This window comes from Paraburkholderia sp. UCT2 (assembly GCF_014397665.1).
Classification (GTDB): domain Bacteria; phylum Pseudomonadota; class Gammaproteobacteria; order Burkholderiales; family Burkholderiaceae; genus Paraburkholderia; species Paraburkholderia tuberum.
Map to the genome: position 1 here is coordinate 166938 of NZ_VZQO01000008.1, position 14790 is coordinate 181727.

The 14790-nt window shown below is 66.2% G+C and carries 14 protein-coding genes and 1 riboswitch; of the genes, 9 read left to right on the forward strand and 5 right to left on the reverse strand.

Going from position 1 to position 14790, the window contains the following annotated elements:
* The first annotated feature begins 141 nt into the window (after positions 1-141).
* The gene (glpK, locus tag F6X39_RS09525; protein ID WP_187616437.1) at positions 142-1641 is read left to right on the forward strand and encodes a glycerol kinase GlpK; all 1500 of its coding nucleotides are present in this window, start codon (positions 142-144) and stop codon (positions 1639-1641) included.
* Between the two features lie 123 nt (positions 1642-1764).
* A complete protein-coding gene (locus F6X39_RS09530) occupies positions 1765-2451 on the forward strand; it encodes an HAD family hydrolase (protein ID WP_184022959.1) in 687 nt (228 codons plus the stop codon).
* Between the two features lie 97 nt (positions 2452-2548).
* On the opposite strand, the gene ribB is transcribed toward F6X39_RS09530, so the two are convergent.
* From ribB to F6X39_RS09550, 4 genes are all read right to left on the reverse strand, one after another.
* Positions 2549-3268 carry a 3,4-dihydroxy-2-butanone-4-phosphate synthase gene (gene ribB, locus F6X39_RS09535; protein WP_187616438.1) on the reverse strand — a complete coding sequence of 240 codons (720 nt, stop codon included), beginning with the start codon at positions 3266-3268 and terminating at the stop codon, positions 2549-2551.
* Between the two features lie 147 nt (positions 3269-3415).
* A riboswitch (FMN riboswitch) is annotated at positions 3416-3598 on the reverse strand.
* 138 nt (positions 3599-3736) lie between these two features.
* Positions 3737-4444 (reverse strand): helix-turn-helix domain-containing protein, encoded by a 708-nt coding sequence (locus F6X39_RS09540; protein WP_187616439.1) that lies wholly within the window; start codon positions 4442-4444, stop codon positions 3737-3739.
* A gap of 130 nt (positions 4445-4574) precedes the next feature.
* Positions 4575-5741, reverse strand: coding sequence for an MFS transporter (locus tag F6X39_RS09545; protein ID WP_187616440.1), 1167 nt, complete (start codon positions 5739-5741; stop codon positions 4575-4577).
* Positions 5710-6054, reverse strand: coding sequence for a VOC family protein (locus F6X39_RS09550; RefSeq protein WP_187616451.1), 345 nt, complete (start codon positions 6052-6054; stop codon positions 5710-5712). Before F6X39_RS09550 ends, F6X39_RS09545 begins: the two co-directional genes overlap by 32 nt.
* A gap of 110 nt (positions 6055-6164) precedes the next feature.
* On the opposite strand from F6X39_RS09550, the gene F6X39_RS09555 reads away from it, so the two are divergent.
* The 7 genes from F6X39_RS09555 to lnt all read left to right on the forward strand — a co-directional run bounded on the left by F6X39_RS09555 (position 6165) and on the right by lnt (position 14033).
* A complete protein-coding gene (locus F6X39_RS09555) occupies positions 6165-7139 on the forward strand; it encodes a LysR family transcriptional regulator (RefSeq protein WP_187616441.1) in 975 nt (324 codons plus the stop codon).
* Positions 7140-7261: 122 nt separating this feature from the next.
* Positions 7262-8647 (forward strand): tRNA (N6-isopentenyl adenosine(37)-C2)-methylthiotransferase MiaB, encoded by a 1386-nt coding sequence (gene miaB / locus F6X39_RS09560; RefSeq protein ID WP_187616442.1) that lies wholly within the window; start codon positions 7262-7264, stop codon positions 8645-8647.
* Positions 8648-8690: 43 nt separating this feature from the next.
* On the forward strand, positions 8691-9773 hold the full coding sequence (locus tag F6X39_RS09565; protein ID WP_184066673.1) for a PhoH family protein: 1083 nt from the start codon (positions 8691-8693) through the stop codon (positions 9771-9773).
* An 83-nt stretch (positions 9774-9856) separates the two neighbouring features.
* A complete protein-coding gene (gene ybeY, locus F6X39_RS09570) occupies positions 9857-10318 on the forward strand; it encodes an rRNA maturation RNase YbeY (RefSeq protein WP_187616443.1) in 462 nt (153 codons plus the stop codon).
* Between the two features lie 41 nt (positions 10319-10359).
* Complete coding sequence (locus F6X39_RS09575; protein WP_187616444.1) at positions 10360-11019, forward strand: gamma-glutamylcyclotransferase; 660 nt, start codon at positions 10360-10362, stop codon at positions 11017-11019.
* Positions 11020-11238: 219 nt separating this feature from the next.
* Positions 11239-12144, forward strand: a complete 906-nt coding sequence (locus F6X39_RS09580; protein ID WP_187609955.1) for an HlyC/CorC family transporter — start codon at positions 11239-11241, stop codon at positions 12142-12144.
* Between the two features lie 131 nt (positions 12145-12275).
* The gene (gene lnt / locus F6X39_RS09585) at positions 12276-14033 is read left to right on the forward strand and encodes an apolipoprotein N-acyltransferase (protein WP_187616445.1); all 1758 of its coding nucleotides are present in this window, start codon (positions 12276-12278) and stop codon (positions 14031-14033) included.
* 82 nt (positions 14034-14115) lie between these two features.
* Here the strand turns inward: lnt and F6X39_RS09590 are convergent, their stop codons facing one another.
* Positions 14116-14730, reverse strand: coding sequence for a glutathione S-transferase C-terminal domain-containing protein (locus F6X39_RS09590; RefSeq protein WP_018421769.1), 615 nt, complete (start codon positions 14728-14730; stop codon positions 14116-14118).
* Positions 14731-14790: the final 60 nt, after the last annotated feature.

The window sequence follows — 14790 nt, forward strand, 5'->3', positions numbered from 1 at the left end:
GTCCCGGGCCGGCCCCACCGCAGCTTCGGCTGGACGACACCGGCACGCGCCCTCACACTATGGCGGCCCGCTCACGACAACACGCCGCTCGCATCGCCGGCCAGCAATCCGGCGATCCGTAACATGCATGGAGAAGAGACAATGCTGGATCAGTACGTTCTCGCGCTTGACCAAGGCACCACCAGCTCGCGCGCGATGCTGTTCGACCGGCGCGGCAACGTCGTGTCGACCGCACAAAAGGAATTCCAGCAGATCTACCCGCAACCGGGCTGGGTCGAGCACGATCCGCAGGAAATCTGGTCGACGCAGGCCGGCGTCGCCGCCGAGGCGGTCACGCGAGCCGGCATGAACGGCACGTCGATCGCCGCGATCGGCATCACGAACCAGCGCGAAACCACGATCGTGTGGGATCGCGAAACCGGCCACCCGATCTACAACGCGATTGTCTGGCAGGACCGCCGCACCGCCGACTTCTGCGACGACCTGAAAGCGCAGGGTTTCGAAGCGAGCGTGCGCGCGAAGACCGGCTTGCCGATCGACTCGTATTTCTCGGCGACCAAAATCCGCTGGATTCTCGACAACGTCGAAGGCGCGCGCGAAAAAGCGCGTCAGGGCCGGCTCGCGTTCGGCACCGTCGACAGCTGGCTGATGTGGAATTTCACGAAGGGCGCGCTGCACGTCACCGACGTGACCAACGCGTCGCGCACGATGCTGTTCAACATCCACACCCTGAAGTGGGACGACGAACTGCTCGCCGCGCTCGACATTCCGCGCAGCATGCTGCCGGAAGTACGGCCGTCGTCGGAGGTGTATGGACCGACGGTGACCACCGTGTTCGCGTCGAAGATTCCACTCGCGGGCATCGCCGGCGATCAGCACGCCGCGCTGTTCGGCCAGATGTGCACCGAGTCCGGCATGGTCAAGAACACCTACGGCACCGGCTGCTTCCTCGTGATGAACACGGGCGCCAAACCGATCGAATCGAACAACAATCTCGTCACGACGATCGCCTGGCAGATCGGCGAGCGTATCGACTACGCGCTCGAAGGCAGCATCTTCATCGGCGGCGCGGTGGTGCAGTGGCTGCGCGACGGCCTCGGCATCATCAGGAACGCGGCGGAAATCGAAACGCTCGCGCGCGGCGTGCCGCATTGCGACGGCGTGTATCTCGTGCCCGCGTTCGCCGGCCTCGGCGCGCCGCACTGGAACGCGCATGCGCGCGGCACGCTGTTCGGCGTCACGCGCGGCACGACCTCCGCGCATATCGCGCGCGCGGCGCTCGATTCGATCGCCTATCAATCGCTCGACGTGCTGAAGGCGATGGAAGCCGACTCGGGCATTCGCATCGGCGAGTTGCGCGTGGATGGCGGCGCCTGCGCGAACAATCTGCTGATGCAGTTCCAGGCCGACATCCTCGGCGTCGACACGGTGCGCCCCCAGGTGTCCGAGACCACCGCACTCGGCGCCGCCTATCTGGCCGGTCTTGCGGTGGGCTACTGGAAGGACATCGACGAGTTGAAAAGCCAGTGGAAGCTCGAGCACCGCTTCACGCCGGCGCTACCGCCTGCGGAGGTCAGGACCTGCCTCGATGGCTGGCAGCGCGCCATCCGCGCGGCGAAGGCCTGGGCCGATACGCCGTAAGGCCGCGGGCGCGCAGAACGCCAAAAGGACCTGGTCCGAAAGTACGTATGATGACGCTTTTCATCCCGGCGCGCGGGCCCGCAACCCGCCGCCCGCGCGCCTTGCGCTTACCGTTTTTCAGGCATGATCGACCACCTCATCTGTGACTGCGACGGCGTGCTCGTCGACAGTGAAGTCATCGCCGATCGCGTGATGTTCGACACGCTGACGGCCACCTTCCCCGGCATCGATTTCGCCCCCGTCGTCAAAACCGCGTTCGGCCAGCAAACCTCGCGTTTTCTCGCCGGCCTCGAAACGCAGTTCGACATCACGCTGCCTGTGAACTTCCTCGACACGATCGAGCATCACGTCGAGCTCGCGCTCGCCGCGTCGCTCGGCCCGATCCACGGCGTGCGCGACGCGCTGCAACGCGTGACGCTGCCGGCTGCGGTCGTGTCGAACAGCCGTATGTCGCGCGTCGCCGCATCGGTACGGCGCGCGGGTCTGCAGCAGATTTTCGGCGAGCGCGTGTTCAGCGCCGAGCAGGTCGCGCGGCCGAAGCCGTATCCGGACGTCTATCTGTTCGCGGCCACGACGCTTGGCGTCGTGCCGGCGCGTTGCCTCGTCGTCGAGGACAGCGTCGCGGGGTTGAACGCGGCGCGCGCGGCAGGCATGAAGACGATCGCGTTCGTCGGCGCGAGCCATATTCCGGACGGCTACGCGGATGCGCTGCGCGCGATGGGTATCACGCGAATCATCAAGCATATGGATGAACTGCCGGCGCTCATCGAGGCGGGCGTGCGCGGCGAATTCGGCGACGTGCAGTCGTAGCGGTTTTGCGCAACGCCGATAAAAAAGCCGGTTCTTCTTCCGAAGAACCGGCTTTTTTTTGCGTCATGGCGTCGCGTGCCGCTCGATGGACGGCCCGTCAAGCCTCGACCATCGCGCCCTCGCGCACCTGCGCGAGCGACTCGCGAAACTCGACCAGCTCGGCGATCGTCAGCATCGGCAGATCATGTTGCGCGGCGAAGCGCTCGACGTCCGCGCCGCGCGTCATCGTGCCGTCGGCGTTCATCAGTTCGCACAGCACGCCGGCCGGCTTCAGGCCCGCGAGAATCGCCAGATCGACGGTGCCTTCGGTGTGGCCGCGCCGCGCCAGCACGCCGCCCGGCGTCGCGCGCAGCGGGAACACGTGGCCGGGGCGCACGATGTCGGCGGGTTGGGCCGTATCGGCGATCGCGGCGCGGATCGTGGTCACGCGATCCTGCGCGGACACGCCGGTGCTGACGCCTTCGCGCGCTTCGATCGACACCGTGAACGCGGTGCCGTGACGGCTTTCGTTGTTGACGGCCATCGGCGGCAGTTCGAGCGCGCGGATCTTGTCGTCGGGCAGGCACAGGCAGACGATGCCGCTGCATTCCCGGATCAGCAGCGCCATCGTTTCGACCGACAGGCGCTCGGCCGCGACGATCAGATCGGCTTCGTTCTCGCGGTCGTGGTCGTCCTGCAGCACCACGGCGCGGCCCTCGCGCAGCGCCTGCAAGGCGGCGGCGATACGCGGCGGAACGGCTTCGGTGGCAAGCAGCGGGAGATCGGCGAAGGCATCGTCTGCAATCGTCGACGGAGCAGGAAAAGTAGCAAAGGACATAGTTGAAACGCTCATCGCAAAAGTTGGGCGAGAAACGTTTCAGGGCATTGCAAACAGACTGGCACGCGCCGTCGAGCGTCCCGCAAAAGCGGGCGCACATGCGCCGCCAGAACCACGGGCGGCGTCACGGAACGCACATGACTATCTGCACATCTTCTTCCATCCGGACTATGACCGTCGGCTCTGGGTTCTGACCAGATCTGCTGACCCCGCCGCTGTCTCCAACACTCGAAGACCGCTCGATGCGGGCGCTCGCGGGCTTGCCGGCTCACGCTGTCGCGCTGCCGGCCCACCGCCGGTGGGGAATTTCACCCCGCCCTGAAGACGCACTGATTGCCGGTTCGACCGGCGGGCGAAGCATACAACAGTCGCGCGAGCGCTGCAGCGCGACGAACAAAGACCCTACTCACTGCATTTGACCTGCATCGACGCCCTGACCCGCGCCTGAACCTCGGACGCCGTCGATTCTCAACCCGGCACACCTTCGCGTGCGGCTTCGTCGCGTGCGGCGCCCGCGGCCGGCACTTCCCAGCGCGGCGGCGTCTCAGCCCGCAGCGTCACGCGAAACGCGCGCGCCTCGGTGTCGCCGGGATTGCGCAGGCTGTGCGGCTGGTCGGCGTCGAACACGATCGCGTCGCCGGTCGCGAGCAGTTGACGCTGGTCGTGGACGCTGACTTCGAGCGTACCGTCGCTGACCACCAGATTCACCGTCGTGCCGGGCGCGCGGCGCACGCCCGCTTCGGTATGTAGCGGGGCGATCCGCAGTTCGTGAAACTCGGCGGCGATCGACTCGTCGTCGGGATGCAGCGGCCGCACCGAGTAGCGACCGTTCGCGCTGACCACGCGGGCCGAGCGCTCGGCCGGCAGATGCTCGAAGCCGTTGGTCGCGTGACGCCGCAGGAACGCCGCCACCGACACCTTCAGCGCCGCCGCCACCTTGCACAGCACCTTGATCGACGGCACGCTGCGCGCCGATTCGATCTGCGCGAGCATCGCGCGCGACACGCCTGACGCGCGCGCCAGCGCATCGAGCGAAAGCTGCCGTTCGGCGCGCAGCCGCGCCAGATTCACGCCGACCAGCTGTTCGAGCGCATCGAAGGGTTCGGCGGAGCGCGACGCCGCGTCGGTGTCGGCATCGGCAGAGGGATCGCGGACCAGCGCGAGCGGCGAATGCATATTGGCCTCCAGAGCGCCGCCAGGCGGCGCGAGAGCAGTAAGTGGAAGCAAGATAGCATCGGCTTTCGCCGCACCCAACGAAGTTATCTTCACACTGTTATCAGCATTGCGGAGGCAAGCAACTGACGACTCACGCGCTTTGCGCGAGCGCGCGCGCCGGCGCATCCATGCGCGCCGCGAACCACGTCAGCAGCAGCGCGGCGACGCTGACCGCGGCCGCGACCCACGGCAAGGTATCGAGCGCGTGACCGTGATTGATCACGAGACCGCCGAGCCACGCACCCGCCGCATTGCCGACGTTGAACGCGCCGATGTTAAGCGTCGATGCGAGATTCGGCGCGGCGGCCGCCTTCTCGACCACGCGCATCTGCAACGGCGGCACCGTCGCGAACGCCGCGATGCCCCACACGAACACCGTGATCGCGGCAGCCGCTTGCGAATGGCTGGTGCGCGCGAAGATCGCCATCACGACCGCGAGCGCGGCGAGAATGCCCATCAGCGACGGCATCAGCGCGCGGTCCGCAAGCTTGCCGCCGACCATGTTGCCGATCGTCAGGCCCACGCCGAACAGCACGAGGATCAGCGTCACGCCGCGCGGCGAAAAACCGCTCACCTGCTCGAGAATCGGCGCGATATAGGTGAACACGACGAACACGCCCCCGAAGCCGAGCACCGTCATCGCGAGGGCGCTCCACACTTGCGGGTCTTGCAGCACGCGCACTTCGTGGGCGAGGCCGGCGGGGCCGGTGTCGTGGCGGTTCGGCACCAGCGCGCTGATGCCCGCGAGCGACAGCACGCCGAAGCCGCTGACGATCCAGAACGCCGCGCGCCAGCCGAACTGCTGGCCGATGAAGGTGCCGAACGGCACGCCGAGCACGTTCGCGAGCGTTAGGCCCGTGAACATCAGCGCGATCGCGCTCGCGCGCTTTTCGGCCGGCACGAGCGAGGCCGCGACCACCGCGCCGATGCCGAAGAACGAGCCGTGCGCGAACGAGGTCACGACGCGCGCGATCATCAGCACCGAATAGCCCGGCGCCACCGCGCACAACACATTGCCGACGATGAACACGCCCATCAGCAGCTGCAGCGCGAACTTGCGCGACATCCTGCTCGTGACTACCGCGAGCAGTGGCGCGCCGACCGCGACGCCGAGCGCATAGCCGCTGACGAGCAGGCCCGCGGACGGGATCGACACGGCCAGATCGCGCGCCACTTCGGGCAACAGGCCCATGATGACGAATTCGGTGGTACCGATGGCGAATGCGCTAATCGCGAGCGCGAGTAATGGCATGGGCATTTTTCCGCTCCGGGAATGAGGTGGGATCAGGGTTTGGGTTGAAGGGCTCGGCGCGCCGCTCGAGCAACGCTTGCCATTCGCCGGCGCTATCGAGCCGAAAGGCGATGTGATCGATGCGCGGCATGACGCGGCCCGCCGCGCCGGAAGCCGGCGCGGCGATCAGATGCACTACCGGGCGGCCGCTTGCGTTCAGCCAGTAGCCGTCGACGGAAAACGGCGGGCGCGCGCCTTCGATGAGCCCGACGATGTCGACGAAGAAACGTCGGGCGGAATCGAGGTCGGCGGTGACGAAGGTCGCGTGACCGAGTTGCATGACGAAGGACAGCAGCGGAAGTTTCGACGGCTGCATTGTCGCGGCGTGACGCCAATTTGATAATTGGCGTAGCATTTGAAGCATTTTCAAATTCTGCTTGAAAGCCAGCGATGGATAACCTCGGCGACATCCGCCTCTTCGTCGAAGCGGCGCAGCAAGGCAGCCTGTCGGCGGCGGGCCGCAAGATGGGCCTGACACCCGCCGCGGCGAGCGCGCGGCTCGCGAAACTGGAAGCGAGGCTCAAAGCGCGCCTGTTCGAGCGCACCACGCGGCAGCTATGGCTCACCGACGAAGGCCGCCTCTACCTGAACTGCTGCCGCCAGGCGCTGCAATCGCTGGACGACGCCGAAGCCGCGCTGCAAGCGGGCCAGAACGTCGTGCGCGGCAAGGTGCGGGTGTCGGCGACCTCGGACTTCGGCCGCAACCTGCTGATGCACTGGCTCGACGAATTCAACGCGCTGTACCCGGACGTGACGTTCGCGTTGACGCTGTCGGATGCGCTGGCCAATCTCGTGCAGGAGGACATCGATCTGGCGATCCGCTTCGGCGTGCCGCAGGACAGCTCGCTGGTCGCGCGCCGGCTCGCGCCGAACCGGCGGGTGCTGTGCGCATCACCCGAATACGTCGGGCGTCGCGGCGAGCCGAAGGACCCGCTCGACCTCGCCAATTTCGACTGCATCGTGCTCGGCACCGCATCGGGGCCGGCCAGCGAATGGCGCTTCACGCGCGGTGACGAGGTGCAGCACTACAGCGTGCCGTTCGAAGCGGCGCGCGAAACCAACGACGGCGCGGTCGCGCGCGAATGGGCGCTGCGCGGCTACGGCATCGCGATCAAATCGATGTGGGACGTGGAAGCGGACCTGCGCGCCGGCCGCCTGAAGATCCTGCTGCCGGAATGGCGCTACCCCGATGCGCCGCTGCACGCGCTGTATCACCGCAATCGCTTCATGGCGCCGCGCGTGCGCGTGCTGCTCGATTTCCTCGCCGAGCGCTTCGCGCAGGTGTCGGATGAACTGGAAAGCCTGCTGGGACTGCCGCCGGACCGGCCAATGAGCGCCGAAACCCCGTTGCGTGAAGGGCTATAATATCCAGTTACGCTGCAAAGACACGCGCAAGCTGGCCGTCACGCTCCGCGCTGCCCCGCGCCGCGGCCTCCTTCACCTTTTTACGACGCCCCCAGGTTAACCACTGCGACCGGCGAAATTCAATGACCAAGAAAGTTTATGTAAAGACCTTTGGCTGCCAGATGAACGAGTACGACTCCGACAAGATGGTCGACGTGCTCGGTGCCGCTGAAGGACTCGTCAAGACCGACACGCCGGAAGACGCCGACGTGATCCTGTTCAATACCTGCTCGGTGCGCGAAAAAGCGCAGGAAAAAGTCTTCTCCGACCTCGGCCGCGTACGCGAGCTGAAGGACGCGAATCCGAATCTGATCATTGGCGTGGGTGGCTGCGTCGCGAGTCAGGAAGGCGCATCGATCGTCGCGCGCGCGCCGTACGTCGATATCGTGTTCGGTCCGCAAACGCTGCACCGCCTGCCGCAGATGATCGACGAGCGCCGCGCGAGCGGCCGCGCGCAGGTCGATATTTCGTTTCCCGAAATCGAGAAGTTCGATCACCTGCCGCCGGCGCGCGTCGAAGGTCCGAGCGCGTTCGTGTCGATCATGGAAGGCTGCAGCAAGTACTGCAGCTACTGCGTCGTGCCGTACACGCGCGGCGAGGAAGTGTCGCGTCCGCTCGACGACGTGCTGACCGAAATCGCCGGCCTCGCCGACCAGGGCGTGCGCGAAGTCACGCTGCTCGGCCAGAACGTGAACGCTTATCGTGGAAAATTCGGCGGCGCGCTGACCGTGGGTTCGACCGAGATCGCCGACTTCGCCACGCTGATCGAATACGTCGCGGACCTCCCCGGCATCGAACGGATCCGCTACACGACGTCGCATCCGAAGGAGTTCACGCAGCGCCTGATCGACACCTACGCGAAGGTGCCGAAGCTCGTCAGCCACCTGCATCTGCCGGTGCAGCACGGCTCCGACCGCATCCTGATGGCGATGAAGCGCGGCTACACCGTGCTCGAGTACAAGTCGGTGATCCGCAAGCTGCGCGCGATCCGCCCGGACCTGTCGCTGTCGACGGACATGATCGTCGGCTTCCCCGGCGAGACCGAGGAAGACTTCGCGAAGATGATGGCGCTCGTCGAAGAGATGAAGTACGACACGAGCTTCTCGTTCATCTACAGCCCGCGTCCCGGTACACCGGCCGCGAACCTGCACGACGACACGCCGCGCGAGGTGAAGCTCAAGCGCCTGCAACATCTGCAGGCCACGATCGAAGAGAACGTGCAGCGCATCAGCGACGCGATGGTCGGCAAGGTCGAACGCATTCTGGTCGAGCGCCCGGCGCGCAAGGACCCGAACGAGCTCGCGGGCCGCACCGGGAACAACCGCGTCGTCAATTTCCCGGCGCCGGTCGCGTCGCATGCACGGCTGATCGGTCAGATGGTCGACGTGAAGATCGTGCACGCGTATCCACACTCGCTGCGTGGTGAACTCGTGATGGTTCACGACGACAGCACCGCGACGACGCATTGAACGACATTCCGAGTACCGCAACCGACAGGATAGACTCACCGCCTTGAAGACCACTCAGCAGCCTCTGGAATTCACCGCACCGCGCGAAGATAATGCGCGGCTCGCCAACCTCTGCGGACCGCTCGACGAAAATCTGCGGCAGATCGAGCAGGCGCTCGACGTGACCCTGCAGCGCCGCGGCCACCGCATCGCGATCCGCGGGCGCGGCGCGAAACTCGCGCTCACCGCGCTCGAAAACTTCTACAACAACGCGCGCGAGCCTTTGTCGGTCGACGACATCCAGCTCGCGCTCGTCGAAGTGCGTCATCCGGTGCGTCATCGTTCGAATGGCAACGGCAATGGCAATGGCGACCCCGTCGACGCGCACTTCGCCGGCAATCCCGATCACCCGTTCGACCAGCCCGCCGACGCCAATGCGAGCGAGGACGACTTCGAGGAATACGGCCCGAAGCTGTACACGCGACGCGCGGATCTGCGCGGCCGCACGCCGGCGCAGCGCGAGTACCTGAAGCAGATCGTGTCGCACGACGTCACGTTCGGCGTCGGCCCCGCCGGCACCGGCAAGACCTATCTCGCGGTGGCCTGCGCGGTCGACGCGCTCGAGCGCGACCAGGTCAAACGCATCGTGCTGACGCGCCCGGCCGTCGAGGCGGGCGAGCGGCTCGGCTTTTTGCCGGGCGATCTCGCGCAGAAAGTGGATCCGTATCTGCGCCCGCTCTACGACGCGCTGTACGACCTGCTCGGCTTCGACAAAACCGCGAAGATGTTCGAGCGGCAGATGATCGAAATCGCGCCGCTCGCATACATGCGCGGCCGCACGCTGAATCACGCGTTCATCATCCTCGACGAGGCGCAGAACACCACGCCCGAGCAGATGAAGATGTTCCTCACGCGAATCGGCTTCGGCTCGAAGGCGGTCGTCACCGGCGACACGACCCAGGTCGATCTGCCGCGCGGCCAGAAGAGCGGGCTGATCGAAGCGCAACAGGTGCTCGCGAACGTGCGCGGCATCGCGCTCACGCGTTTCACGAGCGCGGACGTGGTGCGGCATCCGCTGGTCGCGCGAATTGTGGAGGCGTACGATGCGCATGCGCAGAAGTCGCCGGCCGCGGTCGATCCGCGCTAAAGCGATGCGCTTCGCAGCGCGAGGCCCGCGTCGCCTCGCCGCAAAAAAAAGACTGAGCCAGGAATGCCACGCATAGAAACCGCATGAGCCGCACCCCGAAACTGACGTTGAGCCTGCAATTCCCCGCCGCCAAAACCTGGCCGGAACACAAGGCGCTGCTGCCGCGCGCGACGGTGGCCGGCTGGATCAAGGCGGCGCTGTTCGCGGACGGCGAACTGACGGTTCGGTTCGTCGACGCCGAAGAAGGCCGCACGCTGAATCGCACCTATCGCGGCAAGGATTACGCGACCAACGTGCTGACCTTCGCCTATGCCGAATCGGAAGATGATCCGGTCACGGGCGATCTGATTCTGTGCTGCCCGGTGGTCGAGAAGGAAGCCGCCGAGCAGGGCAAGCGGCTCGCCGCGCATTACGCGCACCTGCTCGTGCACGGCACGCTGCATGCACAGGGCTACGACCACGAGGTCGAAGAAGAAGCCGAGGAAATGGAAGCGATCGAAACCGAAATCCTCGGCAAGCTCGGCTTTCCGGACCCTTACCAATAGGCGTTCCGCCCCTCCTCGACGCCAGCCCGCCCGCACCCACCGTGAGCACTCCGTCCCCCGAATCCGATATCCCCGTGCGCTGTCCGGACTACCCGCCGGTGCTCGGCGACTCGCGGCTTCTGACGGACGACGAACTGCGCGCGTCGCTCGAATCCACGTTGCGCGGCTGGGACCGCCAAAGCGATCTGTGGCTGTTCGGCTATGGCTCGCTGATCTGGAACCCGGGTCTGCCGACCGTCGAGGCGATGCGCTCGAAGGTGCACGGCTATCACCGCGGCCTCTATCTGTGGTCGCGAGTCAATCGCGGCACGCCAGAGCAGCCCGGCCTCGTGCTCGCGCTCGATCGCGGCGGCTCGTGCACCGGCATGGCCTTCCGGCTCGCGGCCGATGGCTCGAGGCCGCATCTCGAAGCACTGTGGCGCCGCGAAATGCCGATGGGCTCGTACCGTCCCGCGTGGCTGCCGTGCGTGCTCGCGGACGGCCGGCGCGTCGACGCGCTCGCATTCGTGATGCGCCGCGACGTGCCGAGCTACACCGGCAAGTTGCGCGACGACATCATCCAGACCGTGCTGGGCTGCGCGAGTGGCCGCTACGGCACGACCTTCGATTACGTGAGCCGCACCGTGCACGCGCTGCGCGAAAGCGGCATGCCGGACCGCGGGCTCGAAGCGCTGCTCGCGCGCTGCAAGCCGGCCGTGTGACCGCGGCATCTCGGCGAAAACCCCACCCGCGACTTTTTTGCCAGCGAGCGCTTTTGCCCGCGTAATCGGTTAGGATGATTCCACGCTCCGCCGTCGCGGCGGAGCCGTTTCACCCTGGCTTCGCTCATCGCCGGGCCCGGCGGGACACGGTTCCGCCATGCGCCTGGTGTATCCTTAACGCACTGCAACAGCGCGCCCAGTCTCGCCGGGCGCACTACCATGAACGACACGTATCCCAGTCGACGCCATACCGGACGTCAACTCGACAAACCGCAGGAAAAGCGCTCGCTGCTCGAGCGCCTGACCGACTTCATCTCGCCCGAGCCCGACTCGCGCGCCGAACTTCTGGAAATTCTGCAGGACGCGCACGAACGCAACCTGATCGACGCCGACTCGCTGTCGATGATCGAAGGCGTGTTCCAGGTGTCGGAACTGAGCGCACGCGACATCATGGTGCCGCGCGCGCAAATGGACGCGATCAACATCGCGGACAATCCCGCTGAATTCATCCCCTACGTGCTGGACAAGGCGCATTCGCGCTATCCGGTCTACGAGGGCAATCGCGACAACATCATCGGCGTGCTGCTCGCGAAAGATCTGCTGCGCTACTACGCCGAAGAAGAGTTCGACGTGCGCGGCATGCTGCGCCCTGCCGTGTTCATCCCCGAGTCGAAGCGGCTGAACGTGCTGCTGCACGACTTCCGCGTGAACCGCAACCACCTCGCGGTGGTCGTCGACGAGTACGGCGGCGTCGCGGGCCTGATCACGATCGAAGACGTACTGGAACAGATCGTCGGCGACATCGAGGACGAATACGATTTCGACGAGGAGAGCGGCAACATCATCGCTTCGCCGGACGGACGCTTCCGCGTGCGCGCGCTGACCGAGATCGAGCAGTTCAACGACACCTTCGGCACGCATTATTCGGACGACGAAGTCGACACGATCGGCGGGCTGGTCACGCATCACTTCGGCCGGGTGCCGCATCGGGGCGAGAAAGTCCGCCTCGACGACCTGATCTTCGAGATCCTGCGCGGCGACGCCCGCCAGATCCACATGCTGCTGGTGCGCCGCGACCCGCTCGCGGGCGAGCGCGAGCGCGAGTCACAGCACGCGCAGACCTGAGCCGGCGGCTCGGGTCGATGCACGGCCTGAGCGCCCGCGCGCTTTCATTGCCGGCGCATTTGCCAACTCCATTTGCCAACTCGTTTGCCTACTGAGTTGCCCTTTCAACTACCGACGCCGACCGCGCAACAATGGCCGACCCGATCACTTCCCGTTCGCACCGCGGCGTGAGCGCCACCGCTCCCGCTCCCACCGAAGACGGCACGCGCAGCCGCGCGCTGCCGCGCTGGCACTACCTCGTCGCACTGGCCGCGGGCGCGGCCAATACGCTGTCGTTCGCGCCGACGCCGCATGGCGGCTGGCTGCAACTCGCGATCTTCGTGTTCTTCTTCGCGTGGCTCACGCGCAGCACCGGCTGGAAAAGCGCCGCGCTGACGGGCGGCGCGTTCGGCTTCGGCAACTTCGTGAGCGGGGTCTGGTGGCTGTATGTGAGCATGCACCACTACGGCGGCATGCCGGCACCGCTCGCCGGCACGGCGCTCGTGCTGTTCTGCCTGTATCTCGCGGTCTATCCGGCGCTCGCCGCGGGGGTGTGGTCGTTCTGCGCGGGCCATGCGCGCAACGGCGCGGCCGACGAGCGCGCGCCATTCTCGCCGACCTGGCACGGCGCGCTCGCCTTTGCGAGCGCGTGGGCGATCGGCGAATGGCTGCGCGGCACGGTGTTCACCGGCTTTCCGTGGCTCGCCACCGGTTATGCGCAGGTCGACGGCCCGTTGGCGGGGTTTGCGCCGGTGGTCGGCGTATATGGCGTCGGTTGGATGGTTGCGCTGACGGCCGCGTTGATCGTGCAGGCGTTGCTGGCGCTGCTGCCGTCGTGGCGCTCCGGGCGTGCGAATGCATCGCTCGAGCCGAACGCCAGCGCCGCTGATGACGCCGGCGGTCGCGCCGCGCGGGGCCGCGGCACGCGCGTCGCCCCCATCGTCGTGCCTGCTGGCGTCGCGCTCGCGCTGCTCGTGATCGGCCTGCTGCTGCCGCTCGTGCAGTGGACCACGCCCGCCAACGCGCCGCTGTCGGTGCGGCTGTTGCAAGGCAACGTGAAGCAGGAGATGAAGTTCGAGGAAGCCGGCTTGCGCGCGGCGGTCGACGAGTATCAGCAGATGATCACGTCGAAGCCGGCCGATCTGATCGTCACGCCGGAAACCGCGATCCCCGTGCTCGCGCAGCAGCTTCCGCCGAACTTCGCGGCCGCGATCCGCCAGTTCACGGATTCGACCGGCAGCTCGCTGCTGTTCGGCGCGATCGGCGGCACGATCACGCCGGACGGCCGGGTGGTCGACTACACCAACAGCCTGTTCGGCGTCACGCCCGGCTCGCACGAGATTTATCGCTACGACAAGCACCATCTGGTACCGTTCGGCGAATTCGTGCCGTGGGGCTTCCGCTGGTTCGTGAACCTGATGAACATTCCGCTCGGCGATTTCTTCCGCGGCCCGCCGGTACAAAAGCCGTTCATGGTGCATAACCAGCCGGTCGCGGTGAACATTTGCTACGAGGACATCTTCGGCGAGGAGATCGCGCGCACGCTGCGCGAGAATGCGACGCCCGCCGGCGTGCTGATCAACTCGACCAATCTCGCGTGGTTCGGCGATACGATCGCGCTCGACCAGCATCTGCAGATCGCGCGCATGCGCTCGCTCGAAACCGGCCGGCCGATGCTGCGCGCAACCAACACCGGCATGACCGCCGCGATCGACGCGAACGGCCGCGTGATCGGGCGCCTGACGCCCTACACGGTCGGTTCGCTCGACGTGCGCGTGCAAGGCACCTCAGGCAACACGCCTTACGTGACGAGCGGCAACAACACGGTGCTCGCGGTGTCGGCGCTGCTGCTCGCGTTCGGTTTCGCGTTCGGACCGGGGCTCGCGCGGCGACGCAACGGCAAGCGGTAACGCCGACGTCAAAGGCACGACACCCGCAAAAAAAATGCGCCTGACATGCAGGCGCATTTTTTTCATGCTCGTTCGAACTTCATCAATCCTTCGGCACCGTATCGATGAACGACTGCCGCAGCGACAGCTTCTGGAAGTGCTTGTCCAGGTTCGGATGCGATTCGCGCCAGTTCAGTTCCGGCATACGGAAGTCCAGATAGCCGAGCGCGCAGCCCACCGCGATGTCGGCCAGCGTGTAGTGATTGCTCGCGCACCACGGCTTGCTGCCGAGCCCTTGGGACATCGCGATCAGCGCTTCGTCGATCTTGCGCTGCTGCCGCGCGAGCCACGCGTCCACGCGCTGCTCGGGCGCGCGCTGCGTGCCTTCGAGACGGATCAGCACGGCCGCGTCGAGCATGCCGTCGGCGAGCGCTTCCCAGCAGCGCACTGCGACGCGCTCGCGCCCCGACGGCGGAATCAGCTTGCCGACCGGCGACAGCGTATCGACGTACTCGCAGATCACGCGTGAATCGAACACGGCCTCGCCGTCCTCCATCACGAGGCACGGCACCTTGCCGAGCGGATTGAAGGTGTGAATCCGGGTATCCGGCGCCCAGACGTTCTCGGGCACCAGTTCGTAGTCGATCTTCTTATCGGCGAGCACGATGCGTGCTTTGCGCACGAACGGGCTGCCGAACGAACCGATGAGTTTCATCATGACCTTCTGCCTTTTTCTGAATCCGGCGAAAGTATAAGTGGTCTAAGGCATCCGCGAGCG

What these genes read in the sequence shown, in the direction of transcription:
- glpK (WP_187616437.1), top strand. Translation starts at nt 142, where the DNA reads ATGCTGGATCAGTACGTTCTCGCGCTTGACCAAGGCACCACCAGCTCG.
- F6X39_RS09530 (WP_184022959.1), top strand. Translation starts at nt 1,765, where the DNA reads ATGATCGACCACCTCATCTGTGACTGCGACGGCGTGCTCGTCGACAGT.
- ribB (WP_187616438.1), bottom strand. Translation starts at nt 3,268, where the DNA reads ATGTCCTTTGCTACTTTTCCTGCTCCGTCGACGATTGCAGACGATGCC.
- F6X39_RS09540 (WP_187616439.1), bottom strand. Translation starts at nt 4,444, where the DNA reads ATGCATTCGCCGCTCGCGCTGGTCCGCGATCCCTCTGCCGATGCCGAC.
- F6X39_RS09545 (WP_187616440.1), bottom strand. Translation starts at nt 5,741, where the DNA reads ATGCCCATGCCATTACTCGCGCTCGCGATTAGCGCATTCGCCATCGGT.
- F6X39_RS09550 (WP_187616451.1), bottom strand. Translation starts at nt 6,054, where the DNA reads ATGCAACTCGGTCACGCGACCTTCGTCACCGCCGACCTCGATTCCGCC.
- F6X39_RS09555 (WP_187616441.1), top strand. Translation starts at nt 6,165, where the DNA reads ATGGATAACCTCGGCGACATCCGCCTCTTCGTCGAAGCGGCGCAGCAA.
- miaB (WP_187616442.1), top strand. Translation starts at nt 7,262, where the DNA reads ATGACCAAGAAAGTTTATGTAAAGACCTTTGGCTGCCAGATGAACGAG.
- ybeY (WP_187616443.1), top strand. Translation starts at nt 9,857, where the DNA reads ATGAGCCGCACCCCGAAACTGACGTTGAGCCTGCAATTCCCCGCCGCC.
- F6X39_RS09580 (WP_187609955.1), top strand. Translation starts at nt 11,239, where the DNA reads ATGAACGACACGTATCCCAGTCGACGCCATACCGGACGTCAACTCGAC.
- lnt (WP_187616445.1), top strand. Translation starts at nt 12,276, where the DNA reads ATGGCCGACCCGATCACTTCCCGTTCGCACCGCGGCGTGAGCGCCACC.
- F6X39_RS09590 (WP_018421769.1), bottom strand. Translation starts at nt 14,730, where the DNA reads ATGATGAAACTCATCGGTTCGTTCGGCAGCCCGTTCGTGCGCAAAGCA.